26 protein-coding genes are annotated in these 25,389 nt (G+C 63.0%); 4 read left to right on the top strand and 22 right to left on the bottom strand.

Translation table 11 applies throughout. The features are described from left to right. Window positions 1-8: 8 nt before the first annotated feature. The 15 genes from BMZ02_RS13450 to BMZ02_RS13385 form a co-directional block, all read right to left on the bottom strand. Window positions 9-1,166 (bottom strand): murein hydrolase activator EnvC family protein, encoded by a 1,158-nt coding sequence (locus BMZ02_RS13450; protein ID WP_139209218.1) that lies wholly within the window; start codon window positions 1,164-1,166, stop codon window positions 9-11. A 240-nt stretch (window positions 1,167-1,406) separates the two neighbouring features. After that, window positions 1,407-4,280: a phage tail tape measure family protein gene (locus BMZ02_RS13445; RefSeq protein WP_091644826.1), complete on the bottom strand. Its 2,874-nt coding sequence runs from the start codon at window positions 4,278-4,280 to the stop codon at window positions 1,407-1,409. 62 nt (window positions 4,281-4,342) lie between these two features. Beyond that, complete coding sequence (locus BMZ02_RS13440) at window positions 4,343-5,551, bottom strand: phage major capsid protein (RefSeq protein ID WP_091644825.1); 1,209 nt, start codon at window positions 5,549-5,551, stop codon at window positions 4,343-4,345. 14 nt (window positions 5,552-5,565) lie between these two features. Further along, entirely contained in the window at window positions 5,566-6,009 is a 444-nt protein-coding gene (locus BMZ02_RS13435) for a hypothetical protein (RefSeq protein ID WP_091644823.1), read from the bottom strand. 649 nt (window positions 6,010-6,658) lie between these two features. After that, window positions 6,659-7,417 (bottom strand): hypothetical protein, encoded by a 759-nt coding sequence (locus BMZ02_RS13430; RefSeq protein ID WP_139209217.1) that lies wholly within the window; start codon window positions 7,415-7,417, stop codon window positions 6,659-6,661. A gap of 153 nt (window positions 7,418-7,570) precedes the next feature. Then, on the bottom strand, window positions 7,571-7,795 hold the full coding sequence (locus BMZ02_RS13425; protein WP_091644820.1) for a superinfection immunity protein: 225 nt from the start codon (window positions 7,793-7,795) through the stop codon (window positions 7,571-7,573). Between the two features lie 108 nt (window positions 7,796-7,903). Next, window positions 7,904-8,254 (bottom strand): hypothetical protein, encoded by a 351-nt coding sequence (locus BMZ02_RS18845; protein WP_139209216.1) that lies wholly within the window; start codon window positions 8,252-8,254, stop codon window positions 7,904-7,906. A gap of 90 nt (window positions 8,255-8,344) precedes the next feature. After that, complete coding sequence (locus tag BMZ02_RS13420; RefSeq protein WP_091644818.1) at window positions 8,345-8,587, bottom strand: hypothetical protein; 243 nt, start codon at window positions 8,585-8,587, stop codon at window positions 8,345-8,347. A 371-nt stretch (window positions 8,588-8,958) separates the two neighbouring features. Further along, complete coding sequence (locus tag BMZ02_RS13415; RefSeq protein ID WP_091644817.1) at window positions 8,959-9,306, bottom strand: hypothetical protein; 348 nt, start codon at window positions 9,304-9,306, stop codon at window positions 8,959-8,961. Window positions 9,307-10,112: 806 nt separating this feature from the next. Beyond that, the gene (locus BMZ02_RS13410) at window positions 10,113-10,637 is read right to left on the bottom strand and encodes a MarR family transcriptional regulator (RefSeq protein ID WP_091644815.1); all 525 of its coding nucleotides are present in this window, start codon (window positions 10,635-10,637) and stop codon (window positions 10,113-10,115) included. A 708-nt stretch (window positions 10,638-11,345) separates the two neighbouring features. Next, window positions 11,346-12,827, bottom strand: a complete 1,482-nt coding sequence (locus tag BMZ02_RS13405) for a DNA primase family protein (RefSeq protein WP_091644814.1) — start codon at window positions 12,825-12,827, stop codon at window positions 11,346-11,348. A gap of 328 nt (window positions 12,828-13,155) precedes the next feature. After that, window positions 13,156-13,443 carry a hypothetical protein gene (locus BMZ02_RS13400; protein ID WP_091644812.1) on the bottom strand — a complete coding sequence of 96 codons (288 nt, stop codon included), beginning with the start codon at window positions 13,441-13,443 and terminating at the stop codon, window positions 13,156-13,158. Further along, window positions 13,436-13,681: a hypothetical protein gene (locus BMZ02_RS13395; protein ID WP_139209215.1), complete on the bottom strand. Its 246-nt coding sequence runs from the start codon at window positions 13,679-13,681 to the stop codon at window positions 13,436-13,438. Before BMZ02_RS13395 ends, BMZ02_RS13400 begins: the two co-directional genes overlap by 8 nt. Window positions 13,682-13,710: 29 nt before the next feature. Beyond that, window positions 13,711-13,941, bottom strand: a complete 231-nt coding sequence (locus tag BMZ02_RS13390; protein WP_091644809.1) for a helix-turn-helix transcriptional regulator — start codon at window positions 13,939-13,941, stop codon at window positions 13,711-13,713. Next, window positions 13,934-15,307: a tyrosine-type recombinase/integrase gene (locus tag BMZ02_RS13385; RefSeq protein WP_091644807.1), complete on the bottom strand. Its 1,374-nt coding sequence runs from the start codon at window positions 15,305-15,307 to the stop codon at window positions 13,934-13,936. The genes BMZ02_RS13390 and BMZ02_RS13385 overlap by 8 nt, the downstream gene beginning before the upstream one ends. Before the next feature lie 348 nt (window positions 15,308-15,655). On the opposite strand from BMZ02_RS13385, the gene BMZ02_RS13380 reads away from it, so the two are divergent. From BMZ02_RS13380 to BMZ02_RS13370, 3 genes are read left to right on the top strand one after another with little or no spacing between them, the layout of a single operon-like run. After that, on the top strand, window positions 15,656-16,084 hold the full coding sequence (locus BMZ02_RS13380; protein ID WP_091644805.1) for a rhodanese-like domain-containing protein: 429 nt from the start codon (window positions 15,656-15,658) through the stop codon (window positions 16,082-16,084). A gap of 26 nt (window positions 16,085-16,110) precedes the next feature. Next, on the top strand, window positions 16,111-16,641 hold the full coding sequence (gene secB / locus BMZ02_RS13375) for a protein-export chaperone SecB (RefSeq protein ID WP_091644804.1): 531 nt from the start codon (window positions 16,111-16,113) through the stop codon (window positions 16,639-16,641). A gap of 5 nt (window positions 16,642-16,646) precedes the next feature. After that, on the top strand, window positions 16,647-17,648 hold the full coding sequence (locus BMZ02_RS13370) for an NAD(P)H-dependent glycerol-3-phosphate dehydrogenase (protein ID WP_091644802.1): 1,002 nt from the start codon (window positions 16,647-16,649) through the stop codon (window positions 17,646-17,648). A 9-nt stretch (window positions 17,649-17,657) separates the two neighbouring features. On the opposite strand, the gene BMZ02_RS13365 is transcribed toward BMZ02_RS13370, so the two are convergent. Next, the gene (locus BMZ02_RS13365) at window positions 17,658-18,122 is read right to left on the bottom strand and encodes a tRNA (cytidine(34)-2'-O)-methyltransferase (RefSeq protein ID WP_091644962.1); all 465 of its coding nucleotides are present in this window, start codon (window positions 18,120-18,122) and stop codon (window positions 17,658-17,660) included. A 248-nt stretch (window positions 18,123-18,370) separates the two neighbouring features. On the opposite strand from BMZ02_RS13365, the gene fabG reads away from it, so the two are divergent. Continuing rightward, entirely contained in the window at window positions 18,371-19,117 is a 747-nt protein-coding gene (gene fabG / locus BMZ02_RS13360) for a 3-oxoacyl-[acyl-carrier-protein] reductase (protein ID WP_091644801.1), read from the top strand. Window positions 19,118-19,158: 41 nt separating this feature from the next. Here the strand turns inward: fabG and glnG are convergent, their stop codons facing one another. The 6 genes from glnG to BMZ02_RS13330 all read right to left on the bottom strand — a co-directional run bounded on the left by glnG (window position 19,159) and on the right by BMZ02_RS13330 (window position 25,374). Next, window positions 19,159-20,559 carry a nitrogen regulation protein NR(I) gene (gene glnG, locus BMZ02_RS13355; protein ID WP_091644799.1) on the bottom strand — a complete coding sequence of 467 codons (1,401 nt, stop codon included), beginning with the start codon at window positions 20,557-20,559 and terminating at the stop codon, window positions 19,159-19,161. Beyond that, window positions 20,543-21,610: a nitrogen regulation protein NR(II) gene (gene glnL / locus BMZ02_RS13350; protein ID WP_245754041.1), complete on the bottom strand. Its 1,068-nt coding sequence runs from the start codon at window positions 21,608-21,610 to the stop codon at window positions 20,543-20,545. Before glnL ends, glnG begins: the two co-directional genes overlap by 17 nt. A 217-nt stretch (window positions 21,611-21,827) precedes the next feature. Further along, a complete protein-coding gene (locus tag BMZ02_RS13345; RefSeq protein WP_171909927.1) occupies window positions 21,828-22,370 on the bottom strand; it encodes a DUF4124 domain-containing protein in 543 nt (180 codons plus the stop codon). Between the two features lie 120 nt (window positions 22,371-22,490). Further along, entirely contained in the window at window positions 22,491-23,906 is a 1,416-nt protein-coding gene (gene glnA, locus BMZ02_RS13340) for a glutamate--ammonia ligase (protein WP_091644795.1), read from the bottom strand. Between the two features lie 195 nt (window positions 23,907-24,101). Next, window positions 24,102-24,332 carry a sulfurtransferase TusA family protein gene (locus tag BMZ02_RS13335; RefSeq protein WP_245754040.1) on the bottom strand — a complete coding sequence of 77 codons (231 nt, stop codon included), beginning with the start codon at window positions 24,330-24,332 and terminating at the stop codon, window positions 24,102-24,104. Next, window positions 24,325-25,374, bottom strand: a complete 1,050-nt coding sequence (locus BMZ02_RS13330) for a tRNA (5-methylaminomethyl-2-thiouridylate)-methyltransferase (RefSeq protein WP_091644791.1) — start codon at window positions 25,372-25,374, stop codon at window positions 24,325-24,327. The genes BMZ02_RS13335 and BMZ02_RS13330 overlap by 8 nt, the downstream gene beginning before the upstream one ends. Window positions 25,375-25,389: the final 15 nt, after the last annotated feature.

Here is a 25,389-nt window from a genome sequence, read left to right as displayed (position 1 = left end):
CTGCAGCACTAGGGGCTGTTGCCTTCGAGCCACTGCAAGGGATCCTCCGGCTGGCCCTGGACACGGAGCTCGAAGTAGAGCCCCGCATTGTCACGCCCGCCGGTATCACCGACCCGGGCAACGACGTCGCCGGCATCCACCCAGTCGCCGACGTCCTTGTAAAGACTCTCGTTGTAGCCGTAAAGCGTCATGTAGCCATCGCCGTGATCGATGATCAATAGTAACCCGAGACCACGTAGCCAGTCTGCGAACACGATCCGGCCATGGGAAACTGCCTCCACCCGTGTGCCGCGATCGGCACGCACCAGCAGACCGCTCCACTCGCCACCACCGTTGCGCCTGTCACCGTAGCGTGCGGCAAGGCTCCCGCCGGTGGGCCAGGGCAGGGCGCCGCGCTGGTCCTGGAATGGCGTCCGGTCCAGATCCTCATCGGTGATGTCGGTCAGCGCATCCTGGAGGTCATCCACCAGCGCCTGCAGCTCCTCTTCATCCTCGGCAAGGCGTTCGAGGCGGTCCTGGTCATCACCGATGGCCGCCTCCACCTGTTCCAGCACCGCTTCACGGTCCTGGCGTTGCTGCGCCAGTTCCTGGCGCTCCGCCTCCTGCTCGTGGCGCACCGCCTCGAGCCGGTCCACTTCGGTCTGCAACTCGGCACGCATGTCACGGTAATCCGCCATGGCGGCCATGGCCGTGCGGATGCGCTCAGAACGGGCACGGCCGATGTAGTCGAAGTAGATCAGCATCCGGTCCAGGGCCGCCGGGTCCTCCTGGTTCAGCAGGAGTTTCAGATACTCCTGACGACCACTGGCGTAGGCATCCCGGATCTCCTCGCGCAGCACGTCTCGGTGGTCGGCAACCGCCTGGCGCTCGGCCTCGACGGCATCCCGCAGCTCGTCCACGCGCGCCTCCCGCTCGGCCAGCTGCTCGTCCAGGTCGTCGAGCCGGCGCACGGCACGCCCGATCGCCTGCTCCAGTGCCCGCAGATCGCCCACCACGGCGTCTCGCTGCTCCTCGCGCTCGGCCAGTCCGGCTTCGATGGCGGCAATACGCTCCCGCAGGGCCTCGAGCTCCTCCGCACGCTGCTGGTAATCATCGGCCGCTACCGATCCGATCACTGCAGCAAGTACGGCCGGCAGAACAATCCGTTGCGATCTGGGAATGGGCAAGGGCACACCTGGTCGAGGGCATTGGGACGCTTCGCTGGAACCGGCCTCGCCACGGGGCGATTCACGGAACCGCAGGCGCCTGTATAATACGGGCTCCCGCACTACGCACGCTATAGCGCATCACGCGCGTTCTAGTAATCCCGCCCGTCCAAGGACCTACGTAGGGACTCCTATGTCAGCCTTCACGGCGACCACAGGAAAAACACAGGAGTTAAGCAGAAGGCAGCACAGACTGCGGGCTTATGAGCGCTTCACTGGCCGACGCTTCACGCCGTAGTTGCGTCGCTGCGATCGGTCGGCGCCGCCATCTCCCCACATGCGCTGTACCTCGTCGCGAATGAATAGCCGTATGCGCTTGGCCCCATCCGGGCCTTCGTCGTGCTGCGCTTCAATCGGCTGACCGCCGCTGCGCTGATCGTAGACTTCAACAATCTGATCGCCACCACCAAGGCCTTGCGCCTTCACGCCAAGCTCGCCGCCGCTGGTGCGGCTCAGGGGCATGATGGCCTCCGGGCCAGCCTCGCCCATGAGGCCCACGCCATCGGCGAAGGGAAAGTAGTGGGGGCTACTGACGACGCCACCGTCAGCGAATCGCGTCATTTGGCCTGAAGGGCCATAGACGTTGCCTTTCGCATTGGCGGGGGCGCCCATCGGGTTAGGCCCGCCGCCCAAGGGGGCAGCGGCGCCGCCGCCAGCCCCGAACATAGAGGACGCGGCCTGATTGACGAGCTGTTGCACGACAAGCACGCGGAACAGTTCATCCACGACCGCTTGCAACGCATCCAGCGCCGCCTCGCGGAACGCAACCCACGCCGATTGACCATCCCGCAGCCCTGAAGAGAAGGTGTTGAATGCCTGCATGCTCTGGCGCTCGATGCGCCGGAGCACATCCTGCTGCCGCCGCAGCTCGGCATTCATTTCGCCTATGGCTTCGGCATTCTGAAGATACTGGCGGGCTTCCTCAGACGACAGGTCAACGCCTTGGCGCTTTAACTCATGCTGCGCCCGCAGGCGCTCCAGCTCGCGCTGCCGTAACACGTCCGTTTCACCAAGCAGACGCTGCTCCGCCTGGAGCATGGCGAGGCGACGCTCCTGCTCCTGCATCCCGCGCTCCATGCGCTCGGCTCGGTGCCGCTCGGCACGCTCAATGTCCGCAGTGATACGCTCCACCTGCCTAGCGATTTCCTGCTCACGCTCTTGCGCCGCACGGCGGGTCTCAATCTGCTCGGTAAGCCGCAGCGCTTCCTGCGCGCGCTCGCTCTCTAGGTCGATGCCGTCGCGCCGGAGCTGCTGCTCCGCTTCAAGCAACGCGACCGCGATGCGGCGGTGGTGCTGGTCGGCCTCGGCCATGCTTGCCTGCAGCTCCATCAACTCCTGCTGCTCCCGCAGGCGCCGCACCATGCGCTCAGCGGCGTCAAGGCGGTCGCTCTCCGCGTCGTCGTCAGTACCAGTCGTCCGGGTCGTCGCTGTGGGCCGTTCTGCCCTGGTTTGAGGCGGAGGCAGGGTCCGCCGATCCACGAGATTCGCCAATTCTTGCTGCAACTCGCGTATGCGGCGATCGAATACTTCCACCTGGCGCTCAGCCGCGCGGATCGTGTCTTCAGTCGCCGTGGGGTCGGGGTCATCAACGAACTCTTGCGCCTGATCGCGTAAGCGAGTCATGCGCTGCAGCTCTTCATTGACATCTCGCATCCGTGCGGCGTCGCCGCTGACCCCCACATCCGCGTCCGCGACCACGCGCAAGAGCTGCTCCATGACACGCAAGTACGGGAGAACGTTGAGGGCGGTATCGCCGACGTTGCGCACCGCCTGCTCAAAACCGTCGAAGGCTTCGATGAGGTCGCCCACGGTATCGAACACGCCGGTGAGAAGCTCCAGCGTATCGTCCATGGGGTCGACGAGGTGGGTTAACAGTTGGCGCCCCACGTTCTCAACCGCGCGCGCTAGTTCGCCCTGCGCGGCCTGTAGCCGCTGAGCGTCCTCCGCCTGATCCTCTAGCCCGCTGCTCAACTCACGGGCGCGCGCTGCCTGCTCGTCTATCGCGTCGCTACCCTCCGCCAGTGCGCTTGTCATGGCGACGTTCTCAGCGCCGAACGCTGCCGCGACCAGTGACGCCCGCGCTTGCGCTGACTCAAGCTCGCTGACGCGGTCTGAGAAGGCGCGGAACTGCTCATCGGGGCTGAGTTGCAGGAACTCATCCAGGTCCACACCGGCTTGCTGCAGAGCTTCTGCCAACTGGCCGGTACCATCACGCGCATCCCCGACCCTTCGCGTCCAGCGCTGCATCGCGCTCAAGGCGCGTTGCTCGGTCACGCCCGCCATCTGCTGAATCGCGAAGGTCAGCTCATCGAACTCCTGCACGCCCATGCCAGCGGTTGCGGCGGCAAGGCGGAGCTGGTCGATGCGGGCGGCGGCACGGCGCGCAGACGCCGCCAGACCGCCCGCACCGGCCAAGGCGGCGACACCAGCCAGTAGCATCGGGTTCACGCGACCAAGGGTGCTTGCAAGGATGCCGAACTGCGCGCCAAGACGTCCTACGGGACCGCCTGCAGCGGTGGCAGCGGCGGCGAGCTGATTCATGCCCGCGTTGACGCCCTGCAGGTTCAGCCGTAGGTCACGGCTGTTCACAGCCGAGGTGGTAAACCGCTGCGCGATCAACCGCTGTTGCTGCGCCGCTTGGCTGGCGGTAGCGACACCCTGCGCCTGCGCAGTCGCAAGGCGGGACATGGCCTGCGCTTGTTGGGCGATGGCGCGGTTACTGCCGCCAAGCGTGCCGAGAAGGGTGGTTTGCGCTCGGGCCGCGCGCTGAGTGGCGCGGTCGGTAGACGTGAGTCCGCGCACAAGCGCGTCCACTTGCGTGTTGCCACTGCGCATCTGCGCGCCTGCGCGCGCTGTGGCCTGCGCGAGCTGGTTGGTACTGCGGGCAGCATGGGCGGCTTGTTGCCCCTGACGCTGCATGCTCCGCGCTGCGCGGTCTGGCTCTCTGGCAAGCCTTTGCACGCGCTGCCCTGCGCGGTCAGCCGTTTCCGCGAAGCGCCGTAAATCACGCACAGCACCACGCATGCCGCGCGTGTTGACGTTTATTCGATATTCAATCTCGGCGAGCGTGGTCATAGGCTTACGCCTCCACGAACCCCGTGGCCGTCCATGGCCTCGGGGTCAGTGGGTGGGGCGGATTAGGAGGCGCCCCACTGCACGCCTGTAATGACGCTCACAGCCTCGGGGTGCCGCAAGTAGAGGCTGTGATGCCGAATGGCACGGATGAGCGTCTGATCGCGCGAGAACGCCGAGCGCATCGACCCTTCAACCTGATAGCTACCGTCCTGACTCACGTCGACACGAATACCAAGCGCCTCGGCCACGACGACTTGGGAGAAGTCCGCGAGGTAGACTTCGCTCTCGTCATCGCCGTCACCAAGATTGTTGGGAATCTGGCTGGTGCGATGGACAGGGAAGTTCCACAGCGTCGGCGTGTCGTTGCGCAGCTCCGGGAATACCAACGTGTCGTTCGCAGCCCGCATGGTGTAGAGCGTGTTGAAGGTGCGGGGCGACATGATCCATCCCACCCGCTCCATCGGCACGTCCGCCTGCTCCAGATGATTCACAGCCGTGCGCAGCGTGCCCTCTTCATCACTGCCTGCAGAGAACACATGGTCGTTATGCGCAAGCTCGCGCAAGCCCTCGGGGCCACCCGAGCCGCCATCGCCCCGGATGAACTCACGATCTTCAATGCGTGCGATCTCGCGCACCATGTCGTCGCGAACAATGTCATCGGCGCCCTGGACGGTGGAGGTGAAGTTGAGCAGTTCGTTACTCAGCGGCACAAGGCAGGCCAGCTTCTTGAGCGGCACCTCGTCCTTGTCGAACTCGGGCTCAGAGGCCGGGATCTCCGCGTTCTCGGCCACATAGCTCGCCGTGGCAGAGCTAGCCAAGCGCGGCACGGTCTTCGTGCCCCACGGCACATCCATCGTGACCGCGCCCGCGTTGCGGATCACGCTGCGGGGCCGCAGCAAATCCACGACTTCTGAGAGCATGTCCTCCGCAATCAGCGCACCGCCCGCACTGCCGGGGCTCGTGGCGAGCGCCTTGGCAACGCGGCTGTTCTCGCCGAAGTGCTTACGCGCGAAAAGGTGCGCGGCGGGGCGGTTGCCCTCGCTGGCAAGCGAGCGGATGACGCGGGCGAAGTCTTGGCCCTTGGCGGCGTGCGCCTTGTGATCTTTACCGTACATAGCAGACATAATTGATACCTCATTTCCGTTCACATCGGTGAATGTCCCAGACCCTTTGCTGAGTTCATCCACTTGCTTGGCTACTTCTTTTTGCAAGAACTTTGCGAGTTTCCCCCTCGAGATCGTGGCTTTGTTGGGTCGCAGTCGTTTCATCATTCAATTCCTCATGTTCATTCCATGTCCTCTTTCTGAAACCTCTTCATATAAGTATTCAAATCGATGTCTTCACTCCTCGGCACACGGTTAATGCCAAGCGTCTTGCACAGGCGATTGAGCGTGTTGATTGAAGGGAGATACATGCCCGTCGGCTCGCCGTTTTGAACAATTCGGCGGAACTCGTCTTCTAAAAAGATCGACAAGCCCGCCACCTGCTCGGCGAGCATGATTTGAAGGGTGGACAGACGCTCTTCACCACCTAAGTCGTTGCAGATCGCGTGCTTCGTCTCGCGCACGCGGCGCGCAACAGCGGTGCGACCGTCAAGCGGCTTGACCGTGACGGTCGCGGACATGTCGCTCCCGCGGTCGATATTGTCCTGACTGACATTCACACGCTGTTGCTGCGGATCAAGCCGCCTGTAGTCTGTCCAATCATTAAGCCGTTTGCGTTCCGCCATTTCATTCACTTCAAATGTATTTCATCGCAGTTTGCCACCACGAATTCATTCCACAATCGCGTAAATTGCGCTTTTTGTTTTGAATGTTCTGGATCAACGCTGTGTGAAGAACGAAGAAGAACGCTTTGGGAAAGCGTCAGGGGAAAGCCCCCGGAGCCAGTGAAGGAGTTGTTCAGGCAAGCGGGTTGGTGGGTGCTGGATATGGCGGGCAATCAGGGCCAGTAATTAGGCGGCATTGCCCCCGTTCCATGCGGGGTATTTGAAGGGTCGGATCGTATGGTTTTTGGAGAATTTCTCCCCTCCCGAACCACGGTTGACCTGTCCTGTGAGCGCGCGAAGAGGCCCCCGTGGTGGCCCTCTTCACGCACCAAGTCCTATGTAGAGTCCTGTGTTCGAGACCGCGCCAGTTCTAAGTCCTTGTGGTCTTGGGGGTTCCGCCGCCCGCCCGTCTAACACTGCATTCTGCGCACGGACCTTCACGCCGCCTTGGTTGAGGGGGTTGGTCGATGTGGTTCTGGTTGGTTCATCCAGAGAGGGGGAATGACGATGCGGCGCACTGGTCGTCCATGACCATATTTCATGTGTTCGTGCTCCATGCACTGACGCTTTGCCGCCTTTCTCTATTCACTAGCGCATGGCGGCCATAGACTCAATTCAGCGTGTCGCGCAATAGCTGTTGGATCCTTTCTACTGTAGCCTGATGTTGCGCAGGGACTCTGGCGAGCGCGCTTTGTATATCTGCCGCCTCGAAGCCTAAGACGTTATTGGCTGGTTGTTCGCTGAGCGCACTCATATCTTCTTTAAGTGCATTCAAGGCGCCAGCAATGTACTCGTCTGTGCCGGATTGTACAGCCGTATTCAGAAGCCTCACGTCACATCGTAACGCATTTTTCAGAACCCCTTTCTGATTCCACTTATACCGTTCCAACTCCAGAAGATCGAATTCCATACGTGCCAGTCTTTGTGAAAACTCTTCCTTGTGGCGTCGCGCCAGCTCTTCCCTCGCCTCATCAAGCTCCTGGCCGAGGGTTGTTCTTAGCTCTTTGACGAGCGCTTCCTTCTCCTGCGCGTAAACAAGCCTGTTCTGGTACCAGTTGTAGCCAAGAAGCAAAACGACGCCCGACAAGATCACGCCAAGCGTCCAGTGCACCGTCGAGAGAAGGTCGTCGTGGTGGCGCTCCATCGCTTCAACCTGTGCGCGAAGTATCTGCACTTCAGCGCTCTCACTACCGGCAGAGTCGTCCGCGTTTGTCGTTTCCGCCAAGGTTGGAGTAGAGAGCTGGATCAATAGTAAGACGGCGAGAACGACGCCGCTCCGGTAGCCCACAATTCGCATTGTTGTCGCTCTATTTTCCGAGTGGCGCCCGCACGCCGCATTTCGGCTGACTTCCCTGTCGAGCTGGTGCATCGCCTGTCGTGGGCGACGATGCGGGCTGAGGTTGAAGGTACCAGAACTGAGCGTGTTTTGAAGATAGGGGTTGCGGGCGACCCGCTTTGAAGGGATGGAGTGGGAGGGATTGAAGAGGTGGCCGTCCCTGGCCTCAGGAACGTGGCTTTGTCGTCATGTGCTCGTGTGTCGCCGCTTCACTGGCATCGCAGCCCATACAAGCGCGAGTACCCAGCCGATCACCGTCCATCCCAGCAGTATATTCAGAACCCATATCGGCGCCTGATGGTGGTGGTCACGGCCCGAGGCCACCGCACCCGGCAAGATGTACAGGCCGATAGAGAGGGCCAGCATGAATATTGCGCCATAGAGTTCGCCTAAGCTTTCAGGGCTGCCCATTGTTCACCTCCCGCGTGTTCCACCGACGTTGCGCGTTGATTGCGCCCTAGACTCAGTGTGTGCGGGAGCCAGTGACCTGCAAGCGGGGCTTTTGTGGGCGTTATTCAATTACTCCAGAACTCCTTGTTGTTCAGCGTGTAGGGAGTTTGAATGTTCTTGCTCGGGCTTGACCCTTCCGCATTCCGACTTCGTTGCTTGGATCTCTTCGTTGTCGTTGAAGATTTGTATATACAGGCGATCTGAAGGGGAGCGCTCGTGATCGGGGCCATAGGTGGGCTGGTGGGTGCGGCGCTCGTTGGTCACGAACTTGTGGAAGTCTCCACACGCAAGCCGGTACGTGGCGCAGCGCTGGTACCAGCAGCATGTCTGGCACGGATCGCGTTGGTTGCCCATCACGCGGATTAGTGTGTCGAAGGAAGGGGCGCACTCATTCCCCGTGCGGGGGTCGTCTTCACTCATTACGAGCGTCCTAGAAATTCTTTCCGTTCAGCATGTAGCGCATTCGAATGTTCGGACTTGCTGGCGGCGCCCGCGGTGTTCAATCCGGGGTTAAGGCTGATCGGCTTTGAATATTTCCACATACAGACTGCGGGTCGGGATGCGCTCATCGTCGGGCTGGAACTCGGCGCGGCAATCGCTATACGGTCGGGCAATGAATCGCTGGAAGTCGCCGCAAGCGAGCTGTTGGGTGGCGCAGCGGTCATACCAGCGGCACCCACGGCAAGGCTCCGTGTGCGCACCCATCGCGCGGATCAGCGCCTCGACGCGCGGGGTCTTGCCTTCGTCAGCCACTCTTCTTCGCGTCCTTCTTGCTGCGACATGATGGGCCGCTGCATTCAGTGGGGCGTTCAATGATGACGCGGCGAGGGCCGCCGGGATGGGCTAGGGTGATCGTGCGCTGATTACGCGGTTTGGTGGTCATGGCAAGCCTCGGCATTTCATGGACTTACCCGACTATTCTGCCACCTTCAATTCGTTCTAAAAGCATTCATTTCGCACAAAAAAAGACGCCCGGTTGGAGCGGAGAAATCTCCAAGCGGGCGTCTCGCGACAGGAGGTACGAGGGCAGGGCTGCTGGGCTGGACAGCCCTTATTTGTACCAACCTGCCGCACCCGATAACGGGCAGAGCTATTCTTGCGAAGGTGTTCCATTCTGGCAAGCGCTAGCGCTTAGTATTCAATTCGATTCCGTTCTCGTGCAGATACCCAATAACGGTTTGCATCGCTATAACCGCGGCATCGAACTGATTGAAGTAAATCTTCGGGTAGTCCCATTCGGGGCGAATCTCACTCACGCGCCAAGCGCCATTGACGTGGGGATCGGGGAAGACAGTGAAGGATATGCCGGTAGCCTGCAGCCGATAATAGCCGAGATCGTCTTTGTACCACCCGTGATCCGCAAGCGTCGGTGGCTCTAGTTTCTTTTTGAAGTTTTTGGGCAAGCGGCGGCGACGCCGACCATTCGGCGTGATGCGGTCGCGGGTGAAAATGTCGATGACGGGAGCTTTCATTTCAGCACGGCGCTCTGATGGTTGGTACAAGCGCATAATTTTGGCATGGATATGCCATTCAGCAAGCTGCGGATTTGGAGCGCAAAAGAGCCTGTTTCGGCTGCGAAGAAAAGGGAACCCGTGTGTCGGTACTTCCGAGGCTCTTTTCGCGTGCGAGAACAGCTTCTCGGTACCTTCTCGGGGATTCTCGCGGCGGAAGGGAGGCTAGGTTGCAGGCTCAATCGCTTGGGTCGGCCCGGACCCCTTGCGATCAAGCGCCGGGTGGTCGACTCCGAAGGCAAGCATCTGCGCTGCGCGCCACCCAAGCACGCTGCCCGCGACACGCATGCAGACATACAGACCATGCTTGCCCTGTGGAACAGGTTGAGGAGAGGGATGCCGAAGGCCGAAGGCCGGAGGCACTCTCCTCAGCCTGTTAGACGCCGCCGAAGGCCGAAGGCCGGAGGCGGTGTCCTGAGGCTGACGTGTGCGCGCTCTGTTGTGTCTATCTATATTTTATTAGCACGCCTTCGGCGTACTAGTAGAACATACATACATACAGCCCTTCGGCCTGTATGTATTCTATGTTCTACAGATAGTATTCAAAGTAATATAGAACCATGAGCCCCTTTTCAGCGCGTTTGAAACCGCCTCTTCTCCTCCCTCCAAGGGCTGATAACCTTGCCAGCCGGGGCTTCTAGCAATTTCAGAGCGCTTGGGCGGGAGGCTTGTTTGGCAGAATCCTGTTACGCCCAAAATGAGCCCCTTTTTCGCGGTTTTGGAACCGACGATGAGCCCCTTTTTCGCGGACCTGAAACCTATTCAAATCAGCGCTTGTGGGTGCCGAGTTGGTAGATCGAGGGATTACCACGCCCGCCTTCACCATTGCCTTCACCCTCCAACCGCGTGATGTAACCACGCTCACAGAGGTTCTTGATCGCGCGTTTCACAGTGGCGCGCCCCAAGCCCGTTGCCTCGATCAGCTCGGCAACCGTGGGGCTCGTGACGCCATCACTGACGCGAGCACTGGAGTAGAGTGCGTCGAACACGCTGCGGGTGCCGGAGCTGAGGTGCTTGTGGTCGGGGCGGCGCTGCAGGGATTCATACCGCTGTCGGGCTGAGCCAGTGCGGTACTGCTCATAGCGCTCCCGTTCACGTGCACGTTTTTTGAATGTTCTGAGCTGCTTTCGCTCTTCCGGCGATTCGACAAGCGGCTCGTACGCCTTTAATTCTTCAAACGTGAGCGCGTTCTTTTCACTGAGTGTGAGCGATCCGAATTCACCCTTGTACAGGGTGATTGAATGGACATATTCGGCGTTGCGTTCGCCATAGTTCCCGCCTAGAATCGTCATAACAGTTGTCCTTGTGTGGCCGTTACAGTCATCCTCGTATAGCTGTTACAGTTGTCCTCCAACTGTTGATTGTGAATCGCCTCCGTTGTGGCCCCGGTGGGACATCCTCCCTCACCGGGGTTTTTTTTGATTCGTCGATTTTACGTCCGTCTTGTTTTGAAGGTCACGACTTCTTTTTTTGGGCTATGCGGCCCCATTATTCAATAACGCTGACTGGACAAGCAGGGCCGCATTTCGTCAATCACGGCATTGGATCGTGGCGCTCGGTAGAGGAACGGGAAGGGCGGTGACCGTCTACGCCGCGCACAACAACATAGGGCCGGAGCGTAGACGTCGTAGACGGCGCAACGGCGGCGGTGGGGTGAGAGGGCCGCGTCTACGGCGTCTAGGCTTGCTTGATGTTTCCAACAACAACAACAGCCCTTCGTCTGTAAGCGCTTGTGGTAACTGCGAGTGGTAACAACGCGCATTTGCCGTGTGTGAATGCACTCAGACCGTAGACGCCGTAGACGCGTCCAGGGTGTCCGTCTATGCCGTCTACGGTATGGAGGAATTCCGGCGTGAGGGTATTGAGTGCTCGATTGGCAGGAGAGGCGCGATTGCCGTTCAGAAGCTAACGCCGTGGGCGGGCAGTAGGTCAGCAGCAGACACGCTGAGGGCCACGGTTACCGTGGCCCTCAGCGACTCATCTACAATTTCACTGCGCAGTTACAGCTCGAAGAAGTACGGGCCATCGACGCCGATTCCGTTGTACCTATAGGCGCGTTCACCGCTTCCCTCTCTTCCGTCGTCGATCTGACCCGGGAAGGCGGCTCTCAGCTCGCGACCGAACGCGGAATGCGATCCCGGTCTCTCGCCGCGATGCTCACACCACTTTCGCCACTCTCGATAGAGTCCAACGCGGCTGGTGTAGCGGTGAGGAGCAATTGTGCACTTCTCCCCAACGAAGGCACGGACCAAGCTCGTACTGTGACTCAGGTGTCCAAGCAGGGACTCCCCACCGGCTGACTGCTCGAACTTCTCTCGTTGCCGGAGGCGCCGCAATCCTGTGAGGGACCAGTTCAGGATGCCGGGAAGCTCAGTCAACAGGCGTTTGTCCAAGCTCGGGTCTCGCTCGGCGGAGAAGGTCCGGGTGAGTTCCAGTGGCACGTACCGCCTCAACAACGCGCCTGAGGTATCAGGAAGCGCCGGTGGGTGGTTGCTCACGATGAGAAACCGCGTAGGCAGCTTGCCGTGCCAGGATCTGTTGGAGTTCTTCCGCTCGATGGTGACTCGATCTTCTCCACTGATCTGCAGAAGGCGTTCCACTGCGATCTGTGCACGCTGCCCCACTCGGGCGTCCGTGATGATCGCGAGCTTCCTCGTCACACCTTCCTGGATCAGCGGCCCGAGTCCGTAAGGGCTAGCAAGGGTGGTGAGGGTGGGTTGCGCGACGTTTGTCGCCCCGACCAACTCCGTCAACACCCGTGTGATGACACCCTTGCCGGCCGCTGGCGGACCTATGAGCAGGAAGATGGTTTGGTATCGAGTGTCGTTGGTCAGCAGGTAGCCGAACCATTCCTGCAGCGCGTCTATAGACGACTGATCCTCGGGCCACAGCGTATCCAAGAACCGCAGCCACTCAGGGCACTGTGCCTCAGGTTCGTACCTGTAGGGCAGCGCGCTTGGGGCGAAAAGCTCCGGGGTGTGTGGCCTGAATTCCTCCGACTCCATGTCCAAGATGCCGTTCTGCAGGATGAGCAGGTCAGAGGGGTCCAGTCCCGACTCACAGACTGATGGCCACCAGCAGGGGACATACTGCGCGTCGGGAATGCCTACCTGCGCGTCCAGCGCATCCAGCACCGCAGTGACGTGTGCTCTCTTAGGGTTGAAGGGCTCGTTCACGAACCTATCTTCGCGCCAGACACGCGCTTCGGCGCCCTCGAGGTAACGACGAACTTCCCGTGCCAGCTCCGTGCGGTCCGTCAGCCGCCAACCGCAGACGTCATCGTATTCGTACCAGTTGCTATTCCAGTACCGGAGCGGTCGGCGCTGCCGCTGGAAGGCGACCGCGTTGTCGCCGGGGGCGTTACGGTCGAGTACAGGAGGCCCGTAGAGTCTACGCCGGACGGATTCCCGGACTTCCGGGGTCAGACGACGGCGGGGCCGAGGGCGGGGACGGGGACTATTCGGTTGGATAACGCACACCATCAATCACACTCCAATGAGTTTCATGGTTAGACACTCACGCATCCTGTTGGATGCGCAGACGATTGAGTGCCCGGGGAAGTGTGCGTAGTGCGATTGGCGCTAGAAGCGCATAGTGCGTTGTGCGCCCACGGGTCTTACCAATATGTAGGGGTCCGCTAATGCGAGCCCACTGCATACGGTACCTACCCACCGAAAGCCTGTCCAGTCTCAATTGGGGGTTGCCAGCCGTGCTTGGACGCCCTCACTAGCCTGGAACCTCCCGTGTGTCGGGGGATCACGGATTTCGGATTTTTTTAGAACCCCCGCTCGAGGTGCACCTGTGCGGGGCTTATGCACGCCCTCCCGCCCCCATGTCCTTCACGCGCTGCCGCTCATGGCTCAGGTAGCGGATGTGGTCGATCACCTGATCCGCGACCAGCTCCGCCTGCTCCGCCGTCAGTGGCAGATCGCGGCGGCGCAGGATCATCTCCTTCAGGTACTCCCGCTCATGGGGGCCGCCGTGGTCGGGGTCGAAGGCAACGCCCGCCTGGTCAGCGCTGTCGAGCACGGCGCGTGCGATCAGCTCGGCCAAGCGGGCCAGGGACATTTCAGTGGTCTGGTGGTGGTGGTCAGTCATGGTGTATCACCTCTCGTTGCAGGAGCTGGGGACGGTCTTGCTCAAGTGCGGCCATCGCATCGGCCTGTAGCTCGTTTGCCGCTGAGACGGCCTTCTCGGACCCTGGGGCGGCGACGACGGCGCTGGCGTAGCCCGACGCCTCGGCGGCGATCAGCGCGCGCCGTGGGCCGGGTTTGGCAATGCTCAGGCGCGAGGCCAAGCGGCCAAGGGCTGCGAGTTGCTGGATGGTGGTGGACATGGCGATGCCCTCACGTTGTGAAACATGGGTCACTTGTCATCCATGCGCGCTTTATAGGCCTCTACCATGTGCACAGGCAGCCTCTTGCGCCGCGCGAAGGTGTTGACGGACTTGAGGCTGTAGCGCAAGGAGTTCGGCCCGATTGGCTGCCAGCGCGGCCCGATGCCCACTTGGCGCATGCGCCACAGCGTGGTGCGGCTGCAGCCGAGCAAATGGCATGCTTCGCGGACGGAGATCAGGCGGTCGTTCTCTTCAAGCATGGGTCACCCCCGTCGTGATGGTGGTTACGTTGTCGGCTGCGGGCCGCTCTAGCCCACACAGCCGCTTGAGTTCATCCGTTATGGCCTGCTGCGGCGCGCGCAGGTCGTCGACGCCTAGGTGGATGTAGTGGACGAGCGTGACGTCCCGCGAGTCGGGCGCGTGCCCCGTGAGCGCCACGAGAGCGGCGTAGGGCAGATTCAGCCGCGCGGCTACGCTCGTGTACGTGCGGCGCAGGTCGTGCTGGCTGACGCGGGGGATGCCCGCGCGGTCGGCGGCGGCGTGGACGTGGGAGAGGCCGTCGTGGATGTGCCCGTGCTTGCTCTCGTGCACGGAAGGAAACACCCAAGCGGCGCCGGAGTGGACGCCGCCCCCGCGCAGGGCGCGCAACGCCAGCAACTCCTCCAGCATCCAGTCACTCAGGGGAACGAAGCGCTCCCGGCCGGACTTCGTGCGCTCGGCGCGTAGGCGGATCGCATGGGGTGGTATGCCGTCAGCCGTGCGCCCGGTCGTGTTCACGTCACTCCACGGCAGCGCCGCCAGCTCTTGCGCGCGGCAGCCCGTGAGCAGCAGGAGGGTGAGGAAGTGGCGGAACACAAGCGACGGCTCAGCCTGCAGAGCCTCATGGAAAAGCGGTAGTTCATCGTCGGCCAGGGTGCGGGTGCGTGGCTTGGGCTTGTGCCGTGCGCCCTTGGGGAGCTTGGCAGGGTTCTCGCTCAGATCGGCAAGTTGGTACTCAATCGCAAGGGCGAACATGGCGCGCAGGATGGTCACGGCGAAATCGCCTGTGGTCAGCCCTGTGGTGTCGTGCGGCCCGCTCGGCGTGCGCGGCAAACCCTTCTCCTCGCGCACGTTGCCGATGATCGCGTCCCGCCAGTCGAGCACAGTGCCGCGCGTGATCTCGCGCACGTCGATGTCCCTCAGCCTGGAGAAGTGCTTGTCAAAGCAGCGGCGGTAGCTCTGGCGCGTCGATTCCTTGAGCCGGTTGCGCTTTGCCAGATATTCATTGAACAGCCCGCCAAGCGTGAGTCTGCCGCCTTGGTCTGGGGAGGCGCCGGGGTCAGTGCCCGCCTTGCAGAGCGCGATCAGCCGCTCAGCCTCCGCGCGCGCCTCCTCTGCCCCGATCTCATCCACGCCGCCGAGCGTGCGCGTGAACTGCCGCCCGCCGCGCACTTGGCGGAACACCTTATAGCTGCAGCGCGTCTTGCCGAGCACGACGCCGAAGCCGCCCAAGTCGGTATCCCACAGCGTGATTGCCGCGCCGCCCGTGGGGCGTACATGGCGCTTCACGTTCGTCGCGTTGATGCGCAGTGAACGGCGCTGTGTGCGCGTTGATGTGGAATGACCCTTCTGTCTTGCCGTAGCCATGATTTGGACCCCTCACGAACATAGGACGATCACAGGAGATGGTGCAGGATCGGATCAGTTGCAGGCTGTTGCAGCCTGTTAAGTATTATGCGCTGGAGCGTTGCAGGACACAAGTTTTCGCTGTCAAATCAGCGACTTGAATAGAAAATAGTGAATAATGGCAGGTGGTGTGCAACAACGAGCGACAGGACATGGCAAAATACGGGCTTTTCGGGCTGGGCGGCCAGCGCCTCGACGACGCTGATTGGCAGCCCGGCGCCAAGCCGCTACCCTGACGCGCTGATCCCACGGTCACTGGAACCGTGGCCGGCTCCGCTTTCTTCAGAGACTCACCAGGACAACTACCGTATGGACCGCCTGCTCGAATTCGTCGTCAACAACTGGGTGATCTTCCTCGCACTGCTGCTGGTGGTGGTCTGGATCATCTCCACCGAACTCACGCGCATGACCCGCGGCGTCAAGCCGGTGGATACAAACGAGGCGACCCGGCTCTATAATCGCGAGGATGCGCTGTTTGTTGATGTGCGCAGTGAAGCGGATTTCGCCAAGGGCCATCTGCCGGGTGCCATCAATGTGCCCAACGGCAGCACGGACCAGCGCCACAAACGACTGCAGAAGCACAAGAACAAGCCGGTCATCGTCTACTGTGCCCAGGGCATGCAGTCGGCCAAGGCGGGCAAACAGCTCAAGGACGCCGGGTTCGAGCAGGTCCATCAGCTTCGGGGCGGTTACCTGAGCTGGCAGGACGCCAACCTGCCCATTCACACCAAATCCTGAAGTCCGCATCAGGGGGAGTCATTACCATGGCAGAAGATCAGGCCGCAGGAGCAGGCCAGCAGCAGGCGAACAAGCAGCAGTTCGGCATCCGCAAGGTCTACGTCCGCGACATGTCGTTCGAGGTGCCCAACGCACCGGCGATATTCAGCGGTGAGTGGAAGCCCGAGGTGAGCGTCGACCTGGACACCCGCAACACGCGGATCGCCGAGAACACCTACGAGACCGTGGTACGCGTGACCGTCACCGCCAAGCAGGGTGACAAGACGGCGTATCTCTGCGAGGTCGAGCAGGGCGGCATCTTCGTGCTCTCCGGTTTCGACGACAAGACCCTGGACGCCCTGCTCGGGAGCTACTGCCCCGCGCAGATCTTCCCCTATGCCCGGGAAGCGGTGTCCGACATGGTCACCAAGGGTGGTTTCCCGCAGATGGTGCTGGCCCCCGTGAACTTCGAGGCGCTGCACATGCAGCGCGTCCGCAAGCAGCAGGAGCAGCAGCAGGGCAACGGCGCTCAGGGTGACCAGGGCGACCAGGGCAGCGGCGGTCAGGCCGGGAACTGAGGCCCATGACGACGCAGCAGCCAATCGCCGTTCTCGGGGCCGGGTCCTGGGGCACGGCCCTGGCCCTGGTGCTCGCGCACAACGGCGTGCCGGTGCGCCTGTGGGGCCACGACCCCGCGCACATGGCGGCGCTGGCCGAGGCGCGCTGCAATGTCCGCCATCTCCCGGACGCCCCCTTTCCGGAGACTCTCACGCCCACGGACTCGCTCGCCAGTGCCGTTGACGGCGCGGGCGACCTCCTGCTCGTGGTGCCCAGCCACGGGTTCCGCTCGCTGGTGGAGACGCTGGCGCCCTCCCTGGGTGACCGTGTCCGCATCGCCTGGGCGACCAAGGGCCTGGAGGCGGAGTCCGGCGGGTTGCTGCACCAGGTGGTTGAAGCGCAGCTGCCCGGGCGGCCAACGGCCGTGCTCTCGGGGCCCAGTTTCGCCCGCGAGGTGGCCGCCGGCCTGCCCACGGCCGTGACCATCGCCTCCCGCGACAACGCCTTCGCCGCCGATCTGGCGGCCGCTTTCCACGGGGAACAGTTCCGCCCCTACACCAGCCACGACATCATCGGCGTGGAGCTGGGCGGCGCCGTCAAGAACGTGCTGGCCGTGGCCACCGGCATCGCCGACGGCCTGGGGCTCGGCGCCAATACCCGCGCCGGGCTGATCACCCGCGGGCTGGCCGAAGTGGTAAGGCTCGGCGAGGCCATGGGCGCGGAGTCGCGCACATTCATGGGGTTGTCCGGCGTGGGCGACCTGATTCTCACCTCCACCGATGATCAGTCACGCAACCGCCGCCTGGGCCTGGCCCTGGGACGGGGTCAGTCGGTGGCCGATGCGGTCGCCGAGATTGGTCAGACCGTGGAGAGCGTGCGCACCGCGGCGGAGGTGCACGCCCTCGCCGAGGCCCAGGGCGTGGAGATGCCCATCTGCGAGCAGGTGCATGCGGTGGTGAATCATCAGCGCCCGGCCCGGGAGGCGCTGGAACAGCTCATGGCACGGGCACGCAAGTCCGAGTTCTGACGCCGCCGGTCATTCCCCCCCGGGAAAGCCCAGCTGCCGCCACGCCTCGAAGACGGTCACGGCCACGGCGTTGGAGAGGTTGATGCTGCGGCTGCCGGGCTGCATCGGCAGGCGCAGCCTGTGCCGCTCCGGAAAGCGCGCGAGCACGTCATCCGGCAGTCCGGCGGTTTCCCGCCCGAACAGCAACGCATCCCCGGCCGCAAAGTCGGTCTCGAACACATCCCCGCCGCCCCGGGTGGTCAGCGCATAGCACCGCCGCGGGGTAACCGCCGTCAGACATGCATCAAGATCGTCGTGGACGTGGATGCGCGACCACTCCGCGTAATCCAGCCCGGCGCGCCGCATGCGCGCATCATCCAGGGTAAACCCGAGCGGCTCCACCAGGTGCAGGGTCATGCCGGTATTGGCGCACAGCCGGATGGCGTTGCCGGTGTTCGGCGGGATCTCGGGCCAGAGCAGGATGACGTGCAGCATGGCGGGATTCTCGCCCCGCCGGCGCCGGCTGTCCATATCCCGCTGCGGCGATTCCGGGCTATGCTGACAGGGACGGGGCGTGGACGGCGCCGGGTTCGGGGGTTGCCAGCACCCGGTGGCAGGCCCGACCATGCTCCCAGGGGCCGCGAACCCGCGGACGCCAACGGAAGGGCTCCGGGATCACGGCCGCGCTCAGGCTGTACTGCTCAATAGAATCGATAAAACCTGAATGAGAGAGGAGTTGGATCATGACGCGACGTCTGGATAATCAGGTAGCCATCGTCACCGGCGGGTCCCGCGGGATCGGGCGCGCAATTGCGCTGGAACTGGCTTCACTGGGAGCAAAAGTGGCGATCAACTACCGCGGCGGCCAGAAAGAGGCCGAGAAGGTCGCCGAGGAGATCCGCGAGCACGGCACGGAGGCGCTGGTGCTGCAGGCGGATGTGAGCAAGAAGGACCAGGCGCGGGGACTGGTCACCCAGACGATTGATCACTGGGGGCGCCTGGATATCCTGGTCAACAACGCCGGGATCACCCGGGACAAGACCATGAAAAAGCTCACGGACGAAGACTGGGAAGACGTCATCAACACCAACCTGAACAGCGTCTACTACACCGTCAGTGCGGCACTGCCCACCATGCAGGACCAGCAGTACGGGCGTATCGTCAACATCAGCTCGTTTGTCGGCCAGGCCGGCAACTTCGGCCAGAGCAACTACTCCGCCAGCAAGGGCGGCATCATCGCGTTCACCAAGAGCGCGGCCCAGGAGGTGGCGAAGAACAACATCACCATCAACGCCATCGCCCCGGGTTTCACGCTGACGGAGATGCTGGCCCAGGTGCCCGAGAACATCCAGGAGAAGATTCTCGCCAAGATCCCCATGGGCCGGTTCGGCCAGCCCCAGGAGATCGCCCGTGCCGTGGTCTTCCTGGCTGCAGACGGTGATTACATCACCGGCCAGCAGATCAACGTCAATGGTGGCGTCTACATGTAATCCGCGCATCCGGGGTCGGCGGACAGTCGCCGGCCCCGGGCTCAGAAACCCATGTCCAGTTCCTTGATCTTGCGGGTCAGGGTGTTACGCCCCCAGCCCAGCAACCGCGCCGCCTCCTGCCGCCGCCCGCCGGTCGCGCGGATGGCCACTTCGATCATGATGCGCTCGAACCGGGGCGTGGCGTGATCGAGGATGTGCTCCTCACCGCGGGCCAGGGCGCGCTCCGCCCACACGGCCAGTGACTCCTCCCAGTCATCGGTGCTGCTCTCCACCACCTTGTCCTGGCGCAGCTCCGGCGGCAGATCCTCCATGTGGATCTCCTTGCCGTTGGCCATGACGGTGAGCCAGCGGCAGGTGTTCTCCAGCTGTCGGACGTTGCCGGCCCAGGTAAGCCCCATGAGAAAGCGTTCCACCTCGGGACGGAGCTGCTTCGCCTCGACGTTGAGGTCCTCGGCGGCGCCCTGCAGAAAGAAGCGCGCCAGCTTCGGGATGTCCTCCCGCCGCTCGCGCAGGGCGGGCAGATGAATGCGGATGACGTTGAGCCGGTGGAACAGGTCCTCACGGAAGGTGCCCTCGGCGACACGGGACTCCAGATCCTGGTGGGTGGCGGCAATGATGCGCACGTCCACGGTCCGCGGGGTATGCCCGCCAACGCGGTAGAACTCGCCGTCGGCCAGGACCCGCAGCAGGCGGGTCTGCAGCTCGGCGGGCATGTCACCGATCTCGTCCAGGAACAGGGTCCCGCCGTCGGCCTGCTCGAACCGCCCCTGGCGGGTCTGCTGTGCGCCGGTGAAGGCGCCCTTCTCGTGGCCAAACAGCTCGGATTCCATGAGATCACGGGGAATGGCGGCCATGTTCAGGGCGACGAACGGGCGGTCGCGACGGGGGCTGTGACGGTGAAGCGCCTGGGCCACCAGCTCCTTGCCGGTGCCCGACTCGCCGTTGATCAGCACCGTGATATTGGACGAAGACAACCGGCCGATGGCACGGAAGACCTCCTGCATGGCTGGCGCCTCGCCGATGATCTCCGGGGTTTCCTCACCCGCATGCAGCCCGCCGGCGGCCGTCTCCCGGGCGCTCTGCAGGGCCTTGCGCACCAGGTCCACCGCTTCGTCCACGTCGAACGGCTTGGGCAGGTATTCGAACGCGCCTCCCTGGTAGGCGGAGACCGCCGCGTCCAGGTCCGAATGGGCCGTGATGACGATGACTGGCAGATCGGGCCAGCGCTGCTGCACGCGCTCCAGCAGTTCCAGGCCATCAATGCCCGGCATGCGGATGTCCGTGACCAGCACCCCGGGACGCTGCTCGGACAGCGCGCCCAGAGCGGCGTCCCCGGTTTCAAAACTGCGCGCCTGTAGACCAGCCTGGCGCAGGGCCTTGTCCAGCACCCAACGGATGGACCGGTCGTCGTCGACGAGCCAAACGTCATCCTTCGTTGTCATCGTCCGCCTCCAGAGGCAACCACAGGGTGAATTCCGTATGTCCGGGTTCGCTCCAGCACTCGATCAGCCCACCGTGCTGGTGGATCAGTGTCTGGGCGATGGAGAGGCCGAGCCCTGTGCCCTCGGCCCGTCCCGTAACCATGGGGTAGAAGATGCGGTCCTGAAGCTCTTTGGGAATGCCGGGACCGGTGTCGATGATGTCCACGCGCACCACCAGCCGGTGGGGTACGTCGGCAATGGTGAACTGCCGCTGCGTGCGCGTGCGCAGCGTGATCGTCCCGTGGCCGTCCAGTGACTGCAGGGCGTTCCGGGCGATGTTCAGGGTCGCCTGGATGAGCTGATTGGGCTCGGCCAGGAGGGTCGGGATGCTGGGGTCATAGTCCCTGTGGATGGTGACCCCCTCGGGCGCCTCGGCCACCACCAGGCCACGGACCCGCTCCAGGACCTCGTGGATGTTGGTCTCCTGCTTTTCCACGTGCTTGCTGGGGCCGAGGAGGCCGTTCACCAGCGTACGCAGGCGGTCGGCCTCCTCGATGATGATCTGCGTGTACTCCTGCAGATCCGGCGCGTCCAGTTCCCTGTGCAGCAGCTGCGCGGCACCGCGCAGGCCACCCAGGGGATTCTTGACCTCGTGGGCCAGACCGCGAAGCAGGTGGCGGGTGGCGTGGTTCTGGTTGATCAGGTTCTGCTCGCGGGTAATACGCAGCCTGCGGTCCAGCTCACTGACTTCCAGCAGCACTTCGTCGTGACTGACCGGGGTGACGGTGAGGTCCACGGTCATGCGGCGATCGGGGGAGACCTCCAGCGAGAGCTCGCGGTTGGTGAACGGCTCGCCCGTCTCGATGGCATTCCTGGCTGCGGCTTCCAGCACCCGCACACAGGGGGTGGTGTGGGATGGCAGCCGGTAACCCGTAACCTGGCGTGCACTGACGGCAAACATCACCTGCGCGGCGCCGTTGATGTAGCGCACGCAGCTGTCGGCACCCATGAGCAGCACGGCATTGCTCATGTGCTCCAGGGCGCGCTCGGCGGGCGAAGTCTGTGGCGGCATGGTCATGTCCATTAGGAAAGCAAAAAGCAAACCACAATGGCTCTGAACGCGCCGGGGCAATCATTCTGGTCGGGAAACAGCCGACCGTTCAGGGATTTGTGGGGCCAGGCAACTCGCAGATACAGAGGGCGACGCGTCATCACGGCGCAGCTGCACTGTCAGAGTGCCCCATTATGGTGCATCGTTGATCGGGGTCAATTCCCGGGGGATGATCGTTTCAGGGGTTCGCGCCAGAACCCTGTCCTCCCGGGAGCAGACGGGATGCCTGGTGCATGTAGAACGTCACCGGGTCGGATTCCGCAATCACCTCGCCGCCTTCACCGAGAACGCGCGCCGCGACCTGATGCTCCCCCCGGTGCACCTCCGTGAGGCGGGTCTCGAGGGACCGGGACGGGTCGCCCCGTGGCTCGCCGTTGAACAGGAACTGCACCCTGTGCTCCGCCCGGAGCGACGGGCTGAGCTCGAGCCGGACGTCCACAAGCCCCTGATTGTCGCGCACGGTCCCCTCGTCCTCCGGCTGGACGATGCGGATCTCTTCGTAACGGGAGTCGTCCTCGTCGGCATCGTCGCCGGACCGGTCTGCCGATGAACGCCGCTGCGGCGTCTCGAAGCGGTAGGACGACTCCGGCGTCGAACGCTCCAGCCGCTCCGCGCCCTCGCGCGGCTCGTCGGAGTAGACCACGTTGCCGTCTTCATCCACCCATTTGTAGATGTCCGCCACAGCGGCCAGGGGCAGAAGCAGGCCGAGGATTACGATCACGTTCCTTGTCGTCATACGGGGAATGTAGCACGAGCGCGGACGGGGGCGTGTCCACCGCGCACAAAAAAAGCCCCGGCGTAACCGCCGGGGCTTTCCCTGATGCAGCCGTGTCGGCCGGATTCAGACGCTGAAGTACATGTCGAATTCCACCGGGTGGGTGGTCATGCGCAGGCGCTGCACTTCCTCGCCCTTGAGCTCCAGGTAGGCATCGATGGTGTCATCGGTGAACACGCCACCCTGCTTGAGGAACTCACGGTCGTTGTCCAGCGCTTCCAGCGCCTCCTCCAGGGAGAAGGCGACCTTCGGGATCTCCTTCTCTTCTTCCGGCGGCAGATCGTAGAGATCCTTGTCCATGGCGTCGCCCGGGTGGATCTTGTTCTGCACCCCGTCAAGGCCGGCCATCAGCATGGCGGCGAAGGCCAGGTACGGGTTGCCGGTGGGGTCGGGGAACCGGACCTCGATACGGCGCGCCTTGGGGTTGGAAATCCACGGCACACGGATGGAGGCGGAGCGGTTGCGGGCGGAGTAGGCCAGCAGCACCGGGGCCTCGAAGCCGGGCACCAGACGCTTGTAGCTGTTGGTGGACGCGTTGGCGAAGGCGTTGATGGCCTTGGCGTGCTTGATGATGCCGCCGATGTAGTACAGCGCCGTCTCGCTCAGGCCGCCGTACTGATCGCCCTGGAACTGGTTCTTGCCGTCCTTCGAGAAGGACATGTGCACGTGCATGCCACTGCCGTTGTCGCCCACCAGGGGCTTGGGCATGAAGGTGGCGGTCTTGCCGTAGGCGGCGGCCACGTTGTGCACGGCGTACTTGAGCTTCTGCACCTCGTCGGCCTTCTTGACCATGGTGTTGAACTGGACACCGATCTCGCACTGGCCGGCGGTGGCCACCTCGTGGTGGTGCACTTCCACGTCCAGGCCCAGCTCTTCCATGGCCAGGCACATGGAGGTACGGATGTCGTGCAGGCTATCCACCGGCGGCACCGGGAAGTAGCCGCCCTTGACCTTCGGACGGTGACCCATGTTGCCGTCGGAGTAGACGCGCTCGGAGTTCCAGCCCGCCTCTTCGGAGTCGATGCGGTAGAAGCTGCCGCTCATCTCGGCGCCCCAGCGGACGTCGTCGAAGATGAAGAATTCCGGCTCCGGGCCGAAGAATGCGGTGTCACCCAGCCCGGTGGACTGCAGGTAGGCTTCGGCCCGCTTGGCGACGGAGCGCGGATCGCGCTCGTAGCCCTGCATGGTGTTGGGCTCGATGATGTCGCAGGTGATGTTCAGGGTCAGCTCATCGAAGAAGGGGTCGATGGTGGCGGTCTGCGGATCCGGCATGAGAATCATGTCGGACTCGTTGATGCCCTTCCAGCCGGCGATGCTGGAGCCGTCAAACATCTTGCCGTCCTCGAAGAAGTCCTCGTCGACGGTGGCGGCAGGAATGGTGACGTGCTGTTCCTTGCCCTTGGTATCCGTGAACCGCATGTCCACGAATTTCACTTCTTCGTCTTTGATCAGTTTGAGTACGTCGGCTGCGGTGCGTGACATGCCTTAACCTCCAGATGGGACGTAAGCCTCAGCAAAATTTTAACTCGCCGTTTCGGGAAGCATGGACCGTGCCAGCACCACAAGACAGCAAGTTACGAGCGTTTCTGGTGCAGCAGCGCGGAAAACCGCGCCAAAACGCACACATATGGTGCGCACAAAAACGATAAAGCACCAAACTGGTGCACACTCGGGGCATCATTCCGCCACGCGAATACAGACCCGGAGCGTATCATCCTCTTCGCGGACGGCTTCCACCCGGTGGCCGTGCACACGGCACCAGGCCGGTACGTCGGCCTGTACGCCGGGATCCGTTGCCAACAGGTGGACCTCGGTGCCGGGCGTTGCGCTGGCGATGGCATCCTGCACGCGGATCACCGGCATGGGGCACAACAGTCCGCGGGCGTCCACCACGAGCGGCTCAGCCAACGTACCACTCCCGGGGCACGTCGTCGGCCGCCATGGGGGTGACATCCAGTTCGCGCGGCTCGCCGCCCTTTTCGGTGACGGCAACGCGAACGCGCTCGGCATCGCGCCCCTGACTGAAACGGGCCACCAGGCGCGCCGCCAGCTCCAGATCGTCGGCACCGGCCTCTCCATCCAGTAACGCCAGCGGGCCACCATGACTGGTCGGCACCAGATGGGTGAACTGCCGTCGATAGCCGTGCATGAAGCGATTCTCACCATCTTCCCGGGAGACGATCAGCTTGAAGTGCGGGCGCGGGCGCAGGTGCCGCCCCATTTTCAGGAGCATGATGTCGTCGAGTTCATAGCGGCGCTCGCCGCGGGCCTTCCACAGGTCCTGCAGCTTCCGCGAGTAGCTCGGATCGGTGAGAAAACAGCAGCCGCCGGCGGGCTGTGCATAATCGTCAAGGCCGAACCGCTCCGCCAGTTCCATCTGCGGCTTGCGGGAGCGGCCGCTCCAGTCGAACAGCTGCTCGCGGTCCACCCAGCCTTCACGCTCCGGCAACGTCGGCTCCAGCAGGCGTGCGCACAGTGGGCGCAGAAGCCGGTCATTGGCGCCGGATTCCTGGGCGATCACCGGCATGGTGCGCTTGAGCTGGGATTTCGGGCGCTGGCCGATGACCTCGCCGGTGATGATGAAGTCGAACTCGTTCGCTTCCATCCATTGCCGGGCCTTGCCCACCATGAAGCCCTTGCAGTCGAGACAGGGATTCATGAACTGCCCGTAACCGTGACGCGGATTGATGACCACATCCTTGTACTCCTCCACGGTGTCGATGATGTGGAGCTTGATCCCCAGCTGCTCCGCCACCCACAGGGCATTGTTGCGCTTGGGGCGGGCACGGTCCTTGTCCCTGACCGCATGGGTGTGGCCTTCCACGCAGAAGCCGGTATAGAAATTCAGGCCCTCCACGTGCACCCCCTGGTCGAGGATGGCCCGTGCGGCGAGCATGGAATCGAGGCCGCCAGAGATCAGGGCGACGGCGCGGGGTTGGCGTTGACTCATGGCGCGTCCGTACGA

The sequence above is a fragment of the Aquisalimonas asiatica genome (assembly GCF_900110585.1).
Lineage (GTDB): Bacteria > Pseudomonadota > Gammaproteobacteria > Nitrococcales > Aquisalimonadaceae > Aquisalimonas > Aquisalimonas asiatica.
The sequence above is the reverse complement of the archived record's forward strand: the minus strand, read 5'-3'. Positions and strand labels throughout refer to the sequence as shown.

Excerpts from the sequence above, each read along its gene's own strand:
- BMZ02_RS13445 (WP_091644826.1), bottom strand. The coding sequence starts at position 4,280 with ATGACCACGCTCGCCGAGATTGAATATCGAATAAACGTCAACACGCGC.
- BMZ02_RS13440 (WP_091644825.1), bottom strand. The coding sequence starts at position 5,551 with ATGATGAAACGACTGCGACCCAACAAAGCCACGATCTCGAGGGGGAAA.
- BMZ02_RS13435 (WP_091644823.1), bottom strand. The coding sequence starts at position 6,009 with ATGGCGGAACGCAAACGGCTTAATGATTGGACAGACTACAGGCGGCTT.
- BMZ02_RS13430 (WP_139209217.1), bottom strand. The coding sequence starts at position 7,417 with ATGCACCAGCTCGACAGGGAAGTCAGCCGAAATGCGGCGTGCGGGCGC.
- BMZ02_RS13425 (WP_091644820.1), bottom strand. The coding sequence starts at position 7,795 with ATGGGCAGCCCTGAAAGCTTAGGCGAACTCTATGGCGCAATATTCATG.
- BMZ02_RS18845 (WP_139209216.1), bottom strand. The coding sequence starts at position 8,254 with ATGAGTGAAGACGACCCCCGCACGGGGAATGAGTGCGCCCCTTCCTTC.
- BMZ02_RS13415 (WP_091644817.1), bottom strand. The coding sequence starts at position 9,306 with ATGAAAGCTCCCGTCATCGACATTTTCACCCGCGACCGCATCACGCCG.
- BMZ02_RS13410 (WP_091644815.1), bottom strand. The coding sequence starts at position 10,637 with ATGACGATTCTAGGCGGGAACTATGGCGAACGCAACGCCGAATATGTC.
- BMZ02_RS13405 (WP_091644814.1), bottom strand. The coding sequence starts at position 12,827 with ATGGTGTGCGTTATCCAACCGAATAGTCCCCGTCCCCGCCCTCGGCCC.
- BMZ02_RS13400 (WP_091644812.1), bottom strand. The coding sequence starts at position 13,443 with ATGACTGACCACCACCACCAGACCACTGAAATGTCCCTGGCCCGCTTG.
- BMZ02_RS13395 (WP_139209215.1), bottom strand. The coding sequence starts at position 13,681 with ATGTCCACCACCATCCAGCAACTCGCAGCCCTTGGCCGCTTGGCCTCG.
- BMZ02_RS13390 (WP_091644809.1), bottom strand. The coding sequence starts at position 13,941 with ATGCTTGAAGAGAACGACCGCCTGATCTCCGTCCGCGAAGCATGCCAT.
- BMZ02_RS13385 (WP_091644807.1), bottom strand. The coding sequence starts at position 15,307 with ATGGCTACGGCAAGACAGAAGGGTCATTCCACATCAACGCGCACACAG.
- BMZ02_RS13380 (WP_091644805.1), top strand. The coding sequence starts at position 15,656 with ATGGACCGCCTGCTCGAATTCGTCGTCAACAACTGGGTGATCTTCCTC.
- secB (WP_091644804.1), top strand. The coding sequence starts at position 16,111 with ATGGCAGAAGATCAGGCCGCAGGAGCAGGCCAGCAGCAGGCGAACAAG.
- BMZ02_RS13370 (WP_091644802.1), top strand. The coding sequence starts at position 16,647 with ATGACGACGCAGCAGCCAATCGCCGTTCTCGGGGCCGGGTCCTGGGGC.
- BMZ02_RS13365 (WP_091644962.1), bottom strand. The coding sequence starts at position 18,122 with ATGCTGCACGTCATCCTGCTCTGGCCCGAGATCCCGCCGAACACCGGC.
- fabG (WP_091644801.1), top strand. The coding sequence starts at position 18,371 with ATGACGCGACGTCTGGATAATCAGGTAGCCATCGTCACCGGCGGGTCC.
- glnG (WP_091644799.1), bottom strand. The coding sequence starts at position 20,559 with ATGACAACGAAGGATGACGTTTGGCTCGTCGACGACGACCGGTCCATC.
- glnL (WP_245754041.1), bottom strand. The coding sequence starts at position 21,610 with ATGCCGCCACAGACTTCGCCCGCCGAGCGCGCCCTGGAGCACATGAGC.
- glnA (WP_091644795.1), bottom strand. The coding sequence starts at position 23,906 with ATGTCACGCACCGCAGCCGACGTACTCAAACTGATCAAAGACGAAGAA.
- BMZ02_RS13330 (WP_091644791.1), bottom strand. The coding sequence starts at position 25,374 with ATGAGTCAACGCCAACCCCGCGCCGTCGCCCTGATCTCTGGCGGCCTC.